Origin of the sequence: Agromyces sp. NPDC058104 (assembly GCF_042884835.1) — a bacterium.
Lineage (GTDB): Bacteria > Actinomycetota > Actinomycetes > Actinomycetales > Microbacteriaceae > Agromyces.
In genome coordinates this window covers 1-15706 of the sequence record NZ_JBHVTD010000001.1, presented here as the reverse complement: position 1 = coordinate 15706, position 15706 = coordinate 1, and the positions used below count along the sequence as shown (strand labels likewise).

11 protein-coding genes are annotated in these 15706 nt (G+C 67.6%); 4 read left to right on the top strand and 7 right to left on the bottom strand.

The window, feature by feature from the left end:
- Positions 1-6: 6 nt before the first annotated feature.
- From ACFVTH_RS00055 to ACFVTH_RS00040, 4 genes are read right to left on the bottom strand one after another with little or no spacing between them, the layout of a single operon-like run.
- Positions 7-966 (bottom strand): sugar kinase, encoded by a 960-nt coding sequence (locus tag ACFVTH_RS00055; protein ID WP_387085280.1) that lies wholly within the window; start codon positions 964-966, stop codon positions 7-9.
- Positions 963-1613, bottom strand: coding sequence for an orotidine 5'-phosphate decarboxylase / HUMPS family protein (locus ACFVTH_RS00050; RefSeq protein ID WP_387085277.1), 651 nt, complete (start codon positions 1611-1613; stop codon positions 963-965). The genes ACFVTH_RS00055 and ACFVTH_RS00050 overlap by 4 nt, the downstream gene beginning before the upstream one ends.
- Positions 1610-2545: a phosphotriesterase gene (locus tag ACFVTH_RS00045; RefSeq protein ID WP_387085274.1), complete on the bottom strand. Its 936-nt coding sequence runs from the start codon at positions 2543-2545 to the stop codon at positions 1610-1612. The genes ACFVTH_RS00050 and ACFVTH_RS00045 overlap by 4 nt, the downstream gene beginning before the upstream one ends.
- A 40-nt stretch (positions 2546-2585) precedes the next feature.
- Entirely contained in the window at positions 2586-4019 is a 1434-nt protein-coding gene (locus tag ACFVTH_RS00040) for an MFS transporter (RefSeq protein ID WP_387085272.1), read from the bottom strand.
- Between the two features lie 148 nt (positions 4020-4167).
- Here ACFVTH_RS00040 and ACFVTH_RS00035 point away from each other — a divergent pair, with 148 nt between their 5' ends.
- The 3 genes from ACFVTH_RS00035 (at position 4168) to ACFVTH_RS00025 (ending at position 9412) form a co-directional block, all read left to right on the top strand.
- Positions 4168-5199 carry a sugar-binding transcriptional regulator gene (locus tag ACFVTH_RS00035; RefSeq protein ID WP_387085269.1) on the top strand — a complete coding sequence of 344 codons (1032 nt, stop codon included), beginning with the start codon at positions 4168-4170 and terminating at the stop codon, positions 5197-5199.
- Between the two features lie 253 nt (positions 5200-5452).
- Positions 5453-8917 (top strand): MobF family relaxase, encoded by a 3465-nt coding sequence (gene mobF, locus ACFVTH_RS00030; protein ID WP_387085266.1) that lies wholly within the window; start codon positions 5453-5455, stop codon positions 8915-8917.
- Positions 8918-9028: 111 nt separating this feature from the next.
- Complete coding sequence (locus tag ACFVTH_RS00025; RefSeq protein WP_387085263.1) at positions 9029-9412, top strand: sulfate permease; 384 nt, start codon at positions 9029-9031, stop codon at positions 9410-9412.
- Positions 9413-9720: 308 nt separating this feature from the next.
- Here ACFVTH_RS00025 and ACFVTH_RS00020 read toward each other — a convergent pair whose 3' ends face one another.
- The 3 genes from ACFVTH_RS00020 to ACFVTH_RS00010 form a co-directional block, all read right to left on the bottom strand.
- Entirely contained in the window at positions 9721-10734 is a 1014-nt protein-coding gene (locus tag ACFVTH_RS00020) for a WxL protein peptidoglycan domain-containing protein (protein ID WP_387085261.1), read from the bottom strand.
- Between the two features lie 71 nt (positions 10735-10805).
- Positions 10806-11438 (bottom strand): hypothetical protein, encoded by a 633-nt coding sequence (locus ACFVTH_RS00015; protein WP_387085259.1) that lies wholly within the window; start codon positions 11436-11438, stop codon positions 10806-10808.
- Between the two features lie 81 nt (positions 11439-11519).
- Positions 11520-14438 (bottom strand): glycoside hydrolase N-terminal domain-containing protein, encoded by a 2919-nt coding sequence (locus ACFVTH_RS00010; RefSeq protein WP_387085256.1) that lies wholly within the window; start codon positions 14436-14438, stop codon positions 11520-11522.
- Positions 14439-14780: 342 nt separating this feature from the next.
- On the opposite strand from ACFVTH_RS00010, the gene ACFVTH_RS00005 reads away from it, so the two are divergent.
- Positions 14781-15706, top strand: a 926-nt coding sequence (locus ACFVTH_RS00005) for a sugar ABC transporter ATP-binding protein (RefSeq protein ID WP_387085253.1), incomplete at its 3' end; no start/stop codon positions are given.

Sequence of the window (15706 nt, the reverse complement as noted above, 5' to 3'; positions counted from 1 at the left end):
AGTCGGTCAGCGGGCGAGGCGCTGCGCGGGATCGGCGAGGATGCCCTCGACCTCGGCCCTGGTGGTGTAGATCTGCTCGCCCCGCTGCGAGAGTGCGAGCGCTGCCATGACCGCCCCGTAGCGGGGGGCGTTCTCGGGCTCGCCGATGAGCCGGCCGTGGAGTGCGCCCGCGGCGAATCCGTCGCCCGCACCGAGCCGGTCAACGACGGAGACCGGCACGACCGGAGTGGACACGATCTTCCCGTCGATGGACGAGCGGATGCCGCGCTCGGAGTCGGTCACGTGCACCCACCGGGCATTCGTCCGCTCGAGCAGGTCGTTGATCGCGGTGTCGCAGTCTGGACCCGCCCCGTAGAGCGTGCCGAGGTCTTCAGCGCGGCAGAAGAGGATGTCGGCGCGCCGGATCAGCGGCGCCAGCGCCTCGGCCGCTGTCCCCGGATCCCAGAGGTTCCCCCGGTAGTTGACGTCGAACGAGACCTCGACCCCGGCGTCCGCAGCCCGATCGAACGCCTCGGCGACGATCGACATGACGCTCGGCGAGAGCGCCGCGGTCAGGCCGGTGAGGTGCAGCACGCGCGTGTCGAGCAGCGCCTCCCAATCGACCTCATCAGGACGCATGAGCGCGAACGCCGTGTTCGCACGGTCGAAGGTCACCTGGGTGGGGCGCGGTGGCACAGAGTACTCGACGTAGTAGGTGCCCAGGCGGGCCCCCGGCACGCGGCGCACGAGGGAGAGGTCGATGCCGTGCATGCGCAGCTCGTTCTCGACCCGGCGTCCGAGCGGGGAGTCGGGCAGCGAACTGCACCACGAGCTCGACCAGCCCAGCGCGCTGAGCCCCGCGAGCACGTTGGCCTCCGTGCCGGCGATGGCGATGTCAAATGACTGCGCCCGCTCGAGTCGCTCACCGGACGGCACGCTCAGCCGGACTCCGCCTTCGCCGATCGCCGTCACATCGAATCGAGTCACCGCGCCACCGCCTCGGGTCGCAGCGCCTCGCGCAGATCGCGTGCCGCAGCCGACTGGTCGGCGGCCTGGACGATCGCCGAGCCGGCGACGATCGTGTCGAACTGCGACGTGTCGAACCATTGCAGGTCGGTGGCCGAGATCCCTCCGGCGAGGGTGACCTCCGTGCTCCCGAGTTCGAGCGTCGCGAGCCGCGCGAGATCGGTGCGGATCGCATCGTCGTGCTCCGCGTCGAACCTGCCCGAGCGGTGGGCGATGATGGCGGCGACGCCTGAATCGACCCAGCCGCGCACGTCGTCCTCATGCCACCCGTCCCAGAGCTCGACCTCGACCTCTCCACCCGCGGCTCGCGCCGCTGCCACCGCACCGTTGACCACGGCGAGGCCGGCCTCGCCGACGACAGTGACCCGGTCGGCGCCCGCATCGAACGCGAGATCGGCGAACTTGCGGCCGGCCCGCGCGATACGGATGTCGGCGACGATCGGCAGGCCGGGCGCCGCAGCCCGCAGCGCTGAGATCGACCCGAGGCCCTGCGAGAGGCAGAGCACCGTGCCGGCTTCGACGACGTCGATGCTCGCGGCCGCCGAGGAGGCGGCGGTGACCGCCTCCTCGATGGTCCGAGTATCGAGCGCGAGTTGGATACGGGTCATTTCACCGGCTCCGCCCAGTGATACTGCTTCGCAGGGTTCGTGTACATGAACTTGTGGATCTGCTCCTCCGTGAAGCCCTCCTCGAGCAGCCTGGGGATGAAGCGCTGCTTGATCCACTGCCAACCCGGGCCGAATCCGTACACCGTGTGGTGCGAGCGCCGGCCCATGTCGTTGCAGATCATCAGCTGGTCTTCGAAGCCGTCCTTGATGAGCTGGCGGAGCAGGTCGACCCGGACGCTGTCGGGGTAGTACTTCGCCTTGCCCGGGCCGTCGTAGATCAACGAGGCGCCGGTCTCGAGCATCTTCCGGTGGTACCAGAGGTCGGGGTTGCGGTCCACGTGGGCCACCGTCATCCTCGTCAGATCGAAGCCTTCGGATGCGGCGATCTCGAGCTGTTCGATGCCCATCGTGCCGCCCGTGGTGTGCGTGCTGATGGGGGCGCCCGTCGTCTGGGCGGCGCGCACGGCGGCGCGGATGACCATGTCCTCACCTGGGGTCACGTGCAGGTACGCGGTGCCGACCTTGATCCATCCGGCCTTCGCGTCGGTCCCGTCCATGCCGACCGTGAGGTCGCCGATCATCTCGTTCGCGATGTCCTCGACACCTCGTTCCGTGATGTTGGGCTCCATCCCGTGCTCCTGGCAGATGTAGCCGGTGCACGCCATCACGTGCACTCCGGTGAGCTTCGACGCCTCGACCATGCGTTTGGCGTCACGGCCCCAGGTCTTCGGGGTCGCTTCGACGATCGTGCCGCCCCCGATCTCCTTGTACTCCTTGAGCATCTGCACGCCCTTGTCGAAGTCATTGAGGAGGTGGTCGTCTTCGACCTTCGAACCGTGGCCCTGAGGATGGGTGAAGATGTGTTCGTGGGGCATGGTGTACCCCATGTCGGAGATGTCGACATCGCCGAGGATCGTGCGGAAGACAGTCATGGTGGTGCTCCTGTTCGTGCTGTTGTGTGGTCGGGGTGCTTCAGGCCCGGGCCCTGCCCGAGCGGCGGTCGAGGTTGATGCGGGCGAGCGCAGCCGTATCGAGGTCTTCGATGCTCTTGCCCTTCGTCTCGGGCGCCATCGCGTAGATCACGGCACCGAGCACGAGGAGTCCCGCCATGATGAGGAAGGCCGGGGTCACCGCCGCCTGCGTGGCGGCGGGGGTGATGAGATTGCTGCTCCCGGAGACGAGGGCGAGCAGCAGCGGGCCGAACACCTTGCCGAGGGCGCCGAGTCCGTACGCCATTCCGAGGCCCGTCGCACGGACGTTCGACGGGAACATCTCGGAGCTGTAGGTGTTGATCACGCCGAAGGCGCCGTCGGCGAAGAGGAACATCCCGACGATGCCGAGGTAGAACAGCGAGACGCCGAGGATGAGCGTATCGCCGGCGAGGGCCGCCACGGTCACGAAGGCGGCGCCCACGAGTGCCGACACGATCATGACGGGACGGCGCCCGATCCAATCCGCCGCGTTCGACGAGAGCAGACGGCCGACCAGCGACGCTGCGCTGACGAGGACGAACATCTGAGCCGCCTGCGCTGGCGTGATGCTCATGAGCTCGGTCAACAGGGTCGGGCCCCAGGCCTGCACCGATGCGGAGGCCGTGATGAAGCAGAACGAACCGATAGTCGCGATCAGCAGGGGCTTGCGATGGTTGCGCCAAATCTCGGCGAAACCCGTCTTCTGGTTCTGGAAGGCCTCGACCGACGGAAGTTCGACATCGGCCGGGTCCATATTGCGATACCAAGCGACGTTCGCGCGTGCCTCTTCGATGCGGCCCTGCTGGATGAGCCAGCGTGGCGATTCACGAACGATCATGCGGATCGGGAAGACGAGCAGCACCGGGATGAGGCCGAGGAGGAGAAGCCCTCGCCAACCGAGCGTCTCACCCCAGAGCGCCGACGCTTGTGCACCGAGGAACAAGCCCACCGGGATGAACACGACGGTGAGGCCCGCGAGCCGGGCACGCACCTTGGTGGGCACGAACTCCGAGATGAGGGGGATGTCGACGACGGGGAGACCGCCGACCCCGAAGCCGACGACGACCCGGAGAATGGCGAACAGCAGCCACGCGCCCTCGGGGATGACCGCGCACAGGCCGGTCGCGACCGAGAACGTGACCACCGTCCAGAGGAAGGTGGGGCGCCGACCGATCCGATCCGCGATCCGGCCCCAGAACAACGCGCCGAGCGTCGTGCCGAGGCCGCCCGCGAGCAGGATCGCAGCGCTCTCGCCGAAGGTCAGCTCCCAGGGGCCGGCGATCATCGACAGGATGAAGCCGACGATGAAGAAGTCGAAGAATTCGACGGTGTTGCTCACCACTGCCGCGCCGACGAGCGCCTTCTGCCGTCGAGACAGCGGGAGCTGCTCGATGTCCGGGATCGTCGTCGATCCCGTGTTGGAAAGTGCAGGCATGTCCCAGCTCTCCTTCGAGTTGAGTCGTCCGATCCCAATGATCGTCCTCGGATTGCGGAAACGGTATGCCGCGCCCGCGGCCGACGGGTAGTGAGCCCTGAGCATTCGCTCATTGCTTCACCGCCGGAGCCTGCCTAAAATCCGAGTTATGCCGCAGGATTCGAACGAGATACTCGCGCGCAGATTGAGCATCCGCTCGAAGCTGACCGCATCGCTGTGGGCGGAGGACCCCGCCCGAGACCGCGGGATGCGGCTCCTCGAGATCGCCCGGCTGTACTACGAGCACGGAATGGGGCAGGCGGAGATCGCCCAAGCCGCGGGGCTTTCGCGCCCGACCATCGGAAGGATGCTCAAAGAAGCCCGCGAGGTCGGGATCGTGCGGATCCAGGTGTCGCATCCGTTCGAGCGCAGTGTCGCGCTCGAACGAGCCATCCACTCGCGATACGGGGTGCAGCATGTCCGGGCCTCAGCGCAGGCGCCGCAGGAGAGCGGGTTCCGTGCCGTCGCCGGTGAGTGTGTGGCGCTGCTCGACGATCTGCTCGTCGGCGGCATGCGACTCGGGCTCACGAATGGTCGGGTGCATTCGCTCCTCCCCGACGCACTCGTCGGCGTTCGGCACCGCGCCGTGGAAGTGGTGCAGATGTCCGGCCGAGCCGGGCAGAGTTCGCGCATCCTCGACGGCGCCGACCTCATCGAGCGGGTCGCCGATCGCCTGGGAGGCCGTGCGGTGACGATGCCGGCCCCTCTCCTCGCTCCGAGCGCGCAAGCCGCCCGTGACCTGCGCGCAACGCCGCAGGTGCGGGCGGTGCTGCAGAGCGCGTCCGAAGTGGATGTCGCGCTGATCGGCATCGGAGCGGGATTCCGTCACCCGGCGTCCGTGTTCAGTGGGGCGCTTACCGCTGAGATGGTGCGTCGAATGCACAACCTCGGCGCCGTTGGACATGTCGTGGGTCGCTTTCTCGACGCGTCGGGCGAGGAAATCCATAGCCTCCTTGAAGACAGGGTTATCGGTACGTCGCTTTCAGAGCTGCGCCGCGTTCCATTGGTCGTTGCCCTTGCTGCTGGCCCTGAGAAGGCTCCGGCCATCGCCGCGGCACTGCGCGCAGGACTGATCGACATTCTGCTTGTCGACGTTGTCGCGGCGCAGGAGCTCGCACATCTCCCGGAGCGCGGCCTGTGATGTCGCCGCGGGTTTGATAGACATGCTCATCCGTCGGCATTGGCGTATCGATGTCATCTTCGTGATCGACTTCGGATGCGTATGATCCGAGCCAAGCTTGCTGTCAGGCCCACCGCACACCTGACAAGGCGAATACAAGGACAAGCAGCGAGCCGCGTGGGCTAGTGGCAGAAACATGCTGCAGTATGTTTTTGCCACGCCTCTTGCAGTTTGAGGGCGCGCACCTTCTCGGCGTGATCGGGGGTGGCGCGGGATGACGGTGTCGATGCGGGTGATGAGCGCCGGCGACGGGTTCCGGTATCTGCTTCGAACAGTCGTTGCCGACGATGGTGAGCGGTTGCTTGCGACGCCGCTGACGCAGTACTACGAGGCGAAGGGAACGCCGCCGGGCCGATGGATGGGCGGCGGCGTTCGAGGCATCGCCGGTGGTCTGCTCGTTGCCGGCAGCGAGGTCACCGAGGAGCAGCTTCAATTGCTAATCGGCCTCGGTCGTGATCCGGTCACCGGTGATCCACTTGGCCGCGCCTTCCCGCAGTACGAAGGGAGCAAGCGAGCGGTGGCGGGGTTCGATTTCACGTTCTCGGTGCCGAAGTCGGCGAGCCTGCTCTGGGGTGTCGCGGGTGCCACCACCCAGGAGATCATCGTGTGCGCGCACCACGAAGCGGTCGAGCAGGTGGTGGCGTTCATGGAGCGCGAGATCGCCGCGACACGCACCGGCATCGCGGCCGGTGACGGCGCGGTTGCACAGGTCGACGTGACGGGGATGATCGCAACGGCGTTCGATCATTTCGACAGCCGGGCAGGCGATCCGCACCTGCACACTCACGTCGTGGTGAGCAACAGGGTGCAGACCGTGCTCGATGGCAAGTGGCGCTCGCTCGACGGGCGCCCGTTGCACGCCGCGGTCGTCGCGCTCTCAGAGCTGCACGAGGCCCTGTTCCAGGATGCGCTCACGCGTGCGCTCGGTGTCGAGTGGGAGCAGCGTGGCCGCGGCCGCGGCCGCGACCGCAACCCGACCTGGTCGATCGCATCAGTGCCGGAACAGCTGATCGCGGAGTTCTCAACGCGCTCGCACTACATCGACGCAGCGACCGACGACCTGATCGCCGAGTACCTCGAAACGCACGGCCATCGTCCGAGCCGTGCGACGATCATGAAGCTTCGAGCGCAGGCGACCTTGTCGACGCGGCCGGAGAAACGTGTGCGGTCCCTCGCTGAGCGCACGCGCGGTTGGCGGGAGCGTGCAACCGCGGTGCTCGGGCAGGATGCATCGGCATGGGCCCGTATTGCGTCCGCGGACGTTGCACCGCTCCTGTTGCACGCCGAAGATGTGCCGCTCGATGTCGTTGCAACGCTTGGCGACCGGGTGTTGGTCGCGGTGAGTGAGAAGCGTGCAACTTGGCGGCACTGGAATCTTGCGGCCGAGGCTGCACGGCAGACGATGCAGTACCGGTTCGTGACAGCTTCCGATCGCGAATCAGTCGTCGGGCTGATCGTGGACGTGGCCGAGCGGGCGTCGCTGCGGATCACGCCGCCCGAGCTCGCGACGAGCCCGGCCGTGTTCCAACGCGATGACGGTACCAGCGTGTTTCGCCCGAAGCACTCGAGCGTGTACACCTCCGAGTCGTTGCTCGACGCCGAGGCACGCCTCCGCGAACGGGCGGCGACGACGACCGGCCCGACCATCGCGGCGGCGACCCTGCGCGAGGCCGCCCGTCGACGACAGCCCGGTGGTGGACGAATCGGTGCCGACCAGACGGCCGCGTTGCACGCGATCGTTGGATCGGGTCGCGTCGTCGATGTGCTCGTCGGTCCGGCCGGTGCCGGCAAGTCCACGGTGATGGGCGTCCTTCGCCGTGCTTGGGAGACCGAGCGCGGGCGCGGTTCCGTGATCGGGCTTGCCCCGTCGGCGGCGGCCGCGCACGTGCTCGCCGTAGACCTCGGCATCGCAACTGAGAACCTCGCGAAGTGGTGGCAGAACCACCTCGCACACGGTGATGCGTTCCGGGCTGGCCAGCTCGTGATCGTCGACGAGGCGTCCCTTGCGGGCACGCTCGCGCTCGACCGCGTGAGTGCCCTCGCCGTGCATGCGGGCGCGAAGGTGCTGCTCGTCGGCGACTATGCGCAGCTGCAATCTGTGGACGCGGGCGGCGCGTTCGCCATGCTGGTGCACGACCGCCCCGACCCGCCCGAGCTCGTCGACGTGCACCGCTTCGTCAACGAGTGGGAGAAGACCGCATCGCTGGGGCTGCGACGTGGTGACGTGGCATCTATCGACCGGTACCTCGCACACGACCGTGTTCGGGAGGGCGAGAGCGAGGTGATGGCGGATGCGGCTTACGAGGGCTGGCGCGCGGACACCCGTGCGGGCCGGGTGAGTGTGCTGATCAGTGACTCGAACGAGGCGGTGGCAGCGCTGAACAAACGGGCGCGTACCGACGCGATCCTCGACGGCCGCGTCGACGCCTTGCATGAGGTCGCCCTGCACGACGGCACCCGTGCCGGGGTGGGTGACACGGTCGTCACCCGCCGCAACGACCGGCTGCTGCGTGCCGGCCGGGGGTGGGTGCGCAACGGCGACCGCTGGACCATCCTGACCGTCCACCGCCACGGTGTCCTCGAGGTCCGCAGGCACGGGCACCGGTGGGGGAGCAGCACCCTGCTGCCCGCCGAGTACGTGACCGGGCACGTTGAGCTCGGGTACGCCGTGACCGCCCACCGCGCCCAAGGGTTGACGACCGACACCGCACACGTCGTCGTCGCCCAAGGTATGACCCGCGAAACCTTCTACGTCGCCATGACCCGCGGCCGCGAAGCGAACACCGCCTACGTCGCCCTCGACCGGCCGGATGTCGCACACACCGGCATCCGACCCAGAGACGACACCGACGCCACCGCCGAGTCCGTGCTCGCCGGCGTACTCCAACACGTCGGAGCAGAGCTCTCGGCGCACGAAATGATCACGGCCGAGCAGGAGGCGTGGGGTTCGATCGCGCAACTCGCCGCGGAATACGAGACCATCGCTGCCACCGCCCAGCACGACCGATGGGTCACGCTCGTGCGGAGCAGCGGGCTCACCACCGAACAGGCAGACGCCGCCGTCAACTCGGACGCGTTCGGGCCCCTCGGCGCCGAACTCCGACGCGCCGAGGCACACGGGGCGAAGGTCGCACTGTTGCTGAGACGCGTGGTCGGCGAGCGCGGGTTCGACGATGCGGCCGACATCGCGGCGGTCCTGCGTGCACGGGTCGTGCGCGCCATGATGCAGGATGCCGCAGCTGGACGTGCAGCGCATAGGCCACGTCTTGTCGCGGGACTGTTGCCGGTCGCGAGCGGCCCGATGGATGCCGAGTCCGAGCGCGCCCTGCGCGAGCGCACCACCCTCATCGAGGCACGAGCAACGGCGTTGTCCAAGCATGCCGCAGCGGCGGGGGAGTCGTGGTTGCGTGCGCTCGGCGCCGCGCCAACCGGCGCTGCCTCCGCCTCGTGGTGGCGCTGCGCGGCCACAATCGCCGCATACCGCGACCGCTACCGGATCGTCGGCGGTCGACCGCTCGGCATCGAGCAATCGACATCCGACGCCCAGAAGGCGGATGCTGTGCGCGCCCGCGCCGCCCTCGAAGCCGCCCGGCGCATCGCGGGTCGCGAGGCCGATCCGTCACTGGCTCATGGGCCGAACGTCACGCCCGGCCTTTCGGATGTCGGTCTTCGGGTCTAAAGTGCAGGTCGAGCAGCAATCACTGTGTTCGCCGTCGTTCAACACGATGGCACGACGCCTGGCAGGCCGTCTCTTCTGGTTCTCGCTGCTGACCGATCGGAGAGCAGCCGCATGTTCGCAATCGTCTTCGCCATGACTGTCCGCACGGCGACGTTGTTTCGTCGGTTCATGCCGACCAGCATCCTGCTGGATGCGGTTCACACGCGTCGCGGCCTGAGGTGGGGTGTGCCGGCGATGCTGCTCGCGGTACCGTATCTGCTCGCCGCGGTCGCGTTCACCGGGCTGACCGAGCGCGGCGAAGAGTGGTACAGCGTGCTCGCGCTGCTCTGCGTGTGGAACGCGTTCAAGCTTCTTGTAGCAGGTCCCGTCACCCTCGTTCGTCTCCTGCGCGTGCGGGCGCGGGAGGCACGTGCTCATCAGGTTCTCGCGATGCACGAACTCGAGGATGGGCAAAAGCAGGGCACAACGGCTGTCGAGCCGGCGCTTCAGCGCTGAAGGCGCGGTCGAGCGGCACGGCGTCGTCGGCGCACCTCCTTCTCACGGCAAGGCTGGTCACGTACGAGCGTGCCGAAAGGGAGGCCCAGCATGGCGATCCCAGGAACAGTTCGACGACCTGCTCGGCCATACCGCGCTGGCCGTTCAGGTCTGAATTGCTGGTGCTTGTCGCGGAACTGCGCGCCGCTGCCGAACGAGTAGCCGATGACGCTCTCAGCTAACAAGGATGCCTCGCCGCGGCCAGAGCCGGACGGTCACGTGTCCGCGCGAGAGGATACACTTCGGAAACGCGAACGCGCTGCATCGCGTCATTCCCGTTCGGAGAACACCTCTCGACGCCCTGCTGCACGGGCATCCGCGAGCATGCGCTCGACTCGGCGTCTTTGATGTCGATGACCGAAACCGACACCGACGCCGATGAGGGCGACGGCGAGCAACAACGCGAGCTGAGGTACCGGCAGCGCTAACACCGTGATCTGGTGTTCGACTGGTTCGATCGCGGTCGACGAGCCGTCGGGCTCGACTGTCACGGCCTCGACCCGCAGCGGCAGGCCGATTGCGCCGAGCGGCCATACGGCGGGCACCGCGAAGTGCACCGTGCGTCGGTCTCCCGGCAGCAACTCGACCGACTGCCCGTCGGTGACGCCGTCGATCGCGATACGCTCGCCGCCCGACGTGATCGCGGGATCGACGGCGAGCCGTATGTTGCCGGTGTTCGCGAGCACGGCGCTGACGTCGAGATCGCCGGGTGCGAACGGGTTCCACGAGATGCGGTAGTCGCCGTCAGCCGCGACCCCGAGGCCGGGCTCGATCTCTCCGGTCACCCGGGTCATGACGCGGAACCCGACGCGGCTCTCGACGCCGAGCTTGGCCCCGTCGCCAGCCGAGACCGAGGTGATTGACGCGGCTACACCCGCGGCATGGTCCCCCGGCGTCGCATCCTCGGGCACGGTCACCGTGAACGGCACGACGACAGTGCCGCCCGCCGAGACCGTCACGGTTTCGTCGATCGTGATCCACGTGCCGGCGTCCAGAGACCGCTCGTCGGAGGGCAGCATGTTGAAACGACCGGTCGCGGTGAAGTAGCCGTCTGCCGCTGAGAGTCTGAACACGACATCCTGATCGCCGAGGTTGTGCACCACGAGGCGATCGGTCGCGGTCGCGCCTGGATCGATCTGGAGCTCGACCCAGGCGCGACCGTCGGCGCCGTCGGCGTCGGCCGGCGCGACCGACCACGTCACCGGCGCCGAGGTGTTGAGCGTCGTGCCGTCGGTTGCCCCGGCGACCTCTTCCGCGAGCGCGACGGTCGGCGCAACGAGCACGCTGGAGAGTGTGAGCGGAAGAGCGAGCGCGGCGAGACGGGCTGAATGGCGGCGGTGCATCTTCGGCGGACCTACTCGAACAATGAGAGCGTGAGCTTCGAGGTGTAGGCGCCGGGCGCGACATTCGCGGGGGTACGCAGGAAAAGGTCGGCGGTCGCCGTCCATTGGCCCTCGGGACGGACTTGCGCAGAGTCGTACCCCATCGCCAAGAGCTCACGATCGACGAGTCCGAAGGGCAGTTCGGCATCCGGGTCGTCATCGTCCATCACCGTGTCGACCACGTCGCCCTCGGATACGACGCCCGACTCGCCGCCGTCGATGAGACGCGGGGCCCAACCGAGGTGGCCGGCGCCGATCGTCGGCTGCCCGGCCTCACCCGTGAAGTCGCTCGAGGTGCCCACCACATACCAAGAAGCGCCGGGCGCTATCTCGGAGGGGTCGCGGGTGTCGGTCACAGTGACCGTCGGTAGGGTGCCGGTGAATTGACGCTCAACCGCGGTCGAGCCGTGCTCGGTGAGCGTCATCGAGGTGCTCGCCACGGTCATTGCGAGCACACCCGGTCCGGTGGAGTCCTCGATCTCCACGTTGACGTCGAGGTGGTGGTCGCCGGGGTGCTCCTCGGCTGCGGCCATACCAGCCACGCCGAGGAGCAGCACTGTTCCTGCGCCGACCGCGCAAGCGCGGGTAATGGGGGTGATTCTCATCGTTGTGCTCCTCAGTATTGATGCTTCAGCTTCAGCTTCAGCTTCGGCTTCGGCTTCGGATTCGGGGAATTCGAGCTCCGGTCAGATCGCTTCGAGCCTCCAGACCTGGCTCGAATCGCTCTCCTCGATCGCACGCTGCACCAGCCGAGCGCCGTCGCTGGTCGAAGCGCCTTCGACGGCGACGCAGTGTCCGCTCACGGAGTTGACGAGCCGGTACCCGCCATCGCCGACCGGTACCGGTCGCCACCACTGGTTCGGGCTGAAGCCGTCCGACCACTGGTCGAGGCGGGTTCCGTCGGTCATCGATGACCCGGGGTTGTCGAGTACCTTGCCGCTCTTGACGTTGAAGAGCCGGAACGAGCCGTCGTACCCGGACACGAGGTGCCATCGCTGGTTTCCCGCCCCGGTCCATGGCCATTGGATGACCCCCGCGCCATCGGACCCCGATGCGCCGGCGATGTCCATGACCTTGCCGCTCGCTATGTTGACGACGCGGACGAGCGTGGGCAGCAGCTCGTACGAAACAGACACCCTGGACCCTGCGGTCATCGAGAGAACACGGGCATGACCGCCGAGGGGCGATTCCGTGACCGTCGCGCCGTCGGCGACGAAGGCGACCGCGCCGCGCCGGCAGATCACTGTGAGTTCCTGGTCAATGTCGGAGACGAATGTCGCGGTTGCGGTACGGGCCGTGATGTCCCACGTGAGACTCTCGACCAGCACGCGGTTGCGACCGCGCACCCTGGTAATCGACCCCTTCGCGAACTCCGTCGGTAGGGCTGGAAGCAGCTCGAGCACGCCGGGGCGAGTGTAGACGAGGGCCTCGGCGAGCACGCCCGGGATGGCGTTCGCCGCGTCGGCGTTGTAGAGGTGCAGATCGGGGTTGTGCGAGGTCATGAGCGATTTCCACACCATGTTGTTTCCGAGGATCTTCCGGAGGTTCGCGCTCACCCCTTCGCCGTCCTTCAGGCGGGCGGAGGCGAGGGCGCGGTGCAGGGCGCCGTGCGCTGAGTTGTTCTCGTCTCCGCGCTTCAGAAGCGCGTGCCGAGAAGCGTGAACGAGGTCAGGGCGCTCTTCGGGGTTCACCTCGTGCAGCGGCCACGCGCCGTACATGTGCTGCACGTGGCGGTGGTTGTATCGGTCGTTCAAGCCGGGCCACGACCACTCGGCAAGATCGTGATCCCAGTTGACGCGGTACTCGGGTAGTTCCGCGAGAAGGGCTGTCCACCGAGCGATGCCCTCGCCCGCACCCTGTTCGATGTCGAGCGCGTTCGCGGCATCGATCGCGGCCTGGAGCGCGTGCTTGCCGGCCATGATGTCGCCGGTCGCGTTGATCGAGAGCATCTGGCCGGTGTTCGACGGTGAATTCTCCATCGAGACTGACGGCACGAAGATGCGCTTTCCGGCGCTGTCGACGCGACTGAGGAAGTCTTCGTAGAAGAGCGCGAGCTCCATGAGCACGGGCGCGAGGCTCTCACGGTAGAAGGTCTCATCGCCGGAGACCTGCGCATATTCGAGCAGGGGGTAGAGCATCCAGTCGGCGCCGCCGGTCCACGTCTGGCCCGGGAAATCGCCTCCGTTGAAGTGAAGCATGTAGCCGTACTCGCCGTCGGTGCGGCTCGGTGCGAGGAAACCGCGCGCACCGTACAGCCTCGTCGCGTTCACTCGCCAGTGATCGAGTTGTCCGAGCACGAGGTCGAAGAAGCCATCCATCGCGTCGCCGTGGTCGAGGATGTTGCCGCCGGCGACCTGCAGGTTCACGTTTGCATCGGTCGTGAAGTCGTCGGCCCAGGCTGCATCCCAGCTGCCGGACCAGATCGCGGTGAGACGCGGTGGCAGTACACCGCTCGAGCTCGCGAAGAAGTAGCGACCGGAATCGAACATGCGCTCCACAAGGGCGGGATCGACCTTCGAGCGATCCGCGTTCTGACGTGCGATCAACTCAGAGGTCGTGAGTGCGCGGTCTGCGTCCGAGACGTCGAGACGAAGCCGCGATGCCCCGAACCGAGCCTGGTGCTCGGGGATGTGCTTCCGAAGCAGCGCGTCGTAGTCGGGGAGCAGCACGCCGAGCAGCGCGTGCACCGGTTTCGCGTCCCACTCGTTCGGGCGTTCGTACCGGGCGAGCTTCGTGAGCAGGGTGACCTTTGTCGCCTTGGCGATCGCGAGCGTCTGGCCCTGTGCCTTGATCGACGAGCCCGAGCCGACGATCGTCGCACGGGTCACCCCCTCGAACCCGAAGGCACCCTGGCCTGCCGGATAGGCGCCTCGGAGGCCGAGGTATCCGTTCCGCCCGCTCACCGTAGCCTCGCGCGCGTACGTGACCGTCTTCGGCGCTCCCTCAAGGTCGGTGCCGATGCTGAGCGTCACGTCGATCCGCCCGTTCGCCGGCGCGGAGAGCTCATGCACGATCACCCCGTTCGCGCGGGACACGAAGGCTCGGCGGCGCCACACACCCTGCGCCGTGCTCCACGTGTGCACGACCTCGCCCGTCTCGTAGTCGACGGAGCGGGCGTACCCGCTCGCTCCTCGCATGCCGGACCCGTCGATCCGCAGCTCATACGCGGGGTGGTAGCTCTGCGTCCAGCGCAGCTCCCAGTCGCCAGCGAAGCGCGACGCGGCACCCCAGTAATCTCCCGACAGCGCCAGATCCCGCACCTCGTCAAGCCGGCCCGCCGCATCGGGCGGCTGGATCTCACGAGTGCCGTTCGGCAATACGAAGAGGTGATGATTGAGCACCACCTTCTCGAGTTCCGGTGCCCCGTGGAACACCGCGCCCATCTCGCCGTTGCCGGAGACGAAGCCATCGGCCCAATTCGTCGCCGGGCTCGTGTCGACCGAGCCGATCGCGGGGACGGTCAACCCGGCGATCGTGGTGCGAACCGGCAGCGCTGCCGCCGCGTTCGCTGGAAGGAGCGCCGCGCCGGCCCCGATCGTCGCGGCGCCGATGAAGCCTCGGCGGTTCATGGTGACTTCCTCGAACAGTTTCACGTTCGTCCTCATCCCTGGGGCCGCTCGAGTGGATGACCCACGAGCCGGGCTCCCATCGTTCATCATTGAATGAATCCTGATGATAGATGCCGACTAGTAGCGATATCAAGCGAATTTCTTGCGAATCATCTAATGATTCGATACGCTCGTTCCCACACACTCATCAGGAAGAGAGGTCCCGGTGCGCAGCGGCATCCACCTGACCCACACTCGCGGACGGCTCGCCGAGCACGACAGGCCCGGCCACGGCGGCGCAGCAGAATGCGTCCTCCGCGATGCCGAGCCGGGGCCCGATCGAGCTCTCATGCGGCGCAACCGCGTCGTCGACAGTGAACGTCCGAGGGGAGCAAAACGATGACCGCCGGCACCGCTCCGCTCCTCCGGCTCGAGGGCGTCAGCAAGGGGTTCCCCGGGGTGCAGGCGCTCGCCGACGTGCAGCTCGAACTGCACCACGGCGAAGTGCTCGCGCTCGTCGGCGAGAACGGCGCGGGCAAGTCGACGCTCATGAAGCTGCTCGCCGGCATCTACACGCCCGACGCGGGCACGTTCCGGCTCAACGGCGCCGAGCTCACGATCGAGGGGCCCCGCCACGCGCAGGAGCTCGGCATCTCGATCATCCACCAGGAGTTCAACCTGATGCCCGACCTCACGGTCGCGCAGAACATCTTCATCGGCCGCGAGCACCGCCAGGCCGGGCTGTTCCTCGACGACCGGGCACTCAACCGCCGGGCGCAGGAGCTCTTCGACCGGCTCGGGCTCGCGCTCGACCCCGCCGAGCGCGTCGAGCAGCTCACGGTCGCCCGCCAGCAGATGGTCGAGATCGCGAAGGCGCTCTCGTTCGACGCGAAGGTGCTCATCATGGACGAGCCGACCGCCGCGCTCAACGACGCCGAGGTCGACGTGCTCTTCGAGCTCATCGAACGCTTCCGCACCCCCGCGACCGGCGTCATCTACATCTCGCATCGCATGGAGGAGCTCGCCCGCATCTCCGACCGCATCAGCGTGCTGCGCGACGGCCGCTACGTCGGCACCCGCGTCACCGCCGAGACCGAGCCGAGCGAGATCATCTCGCTCATGGTCGGCCGCGAGATCTCCGGCGAGCAGCGGCCCGCGCCGAGGCATCCCGAGGGCGAACCCGTGCTCTCGGTGCGCGGCCTCAGCACCAGGCACCTGCTGCGCGACGTCAGCTTCGACGTCCACGCCGGCGAGATCCTCGGCTTCGCCGGCCTCATGGGCGCCGGCCGCACCGAGGTCGCGCGGGCGATCGTCGGCGCCGATCG

Excerpts from the sequence above, each read along its gene's own strand:
- mobF (WP_387085266.1), top strand. The coding sequence starts at position 5,453 with ATGACGGTGTCGATGCGGGTGATGAGCGCCGGCGACGGGTTCCGGTAT.
- ACFVTH_RS00040 (WP_387085272.1), bottom strand. The coding sequence starts at position 4,019 with ATGCCTGCACTTTCCAACACGGGATCGACGACGATCCCGGACATCGAG.
- ACFVTH_RS00025 (WP_387085263.1), top strand. The coding sequence starts at position 9,029 with ATGTTCGCAATCGTCTTCGCCATGACTGTCCGCACGGCGACGTTGTTT.
- ACFVTH_RS00035 (WP_387085269.1), top strand. The coding sequence starts at position 4,168 with ATGCCGCAGGATTCGAACGAGATACTCGCGCGCAGATTGAGCATCCGC.
- ACFVTH_RS00015 (WP_387085259.1), bottom strand. The coding sequence starts at position 11,438 with ATGAGAATCACCCCCATTACCCGCGCTTGCGCGGTCGGCGCAGGAACA.
- ACFVTH_RS00045 (WP_387085274.1), bottom strand. The coding sequence starts at position 2,545 with ATGACTGTCTTCCGCACGATCCTCGGCGATGTCGACATCTCCGACATG.
- ACFVTH_RS00050 (WP_387085277.1), bottom strand. The coding sequence starts at position 1,613 with ATGACCCGTATCCAACTCGCGCTCGATACTCGGACCATCGAGGAGGCG.
- ACFVTH_RS00010 (WP_387085256.1), bottom strand. The coding sequence starts at position 14,438 with ATGAGGACGAACGTGAAACTGTTCGAGGAAGTCACCATGAACCGCCGA.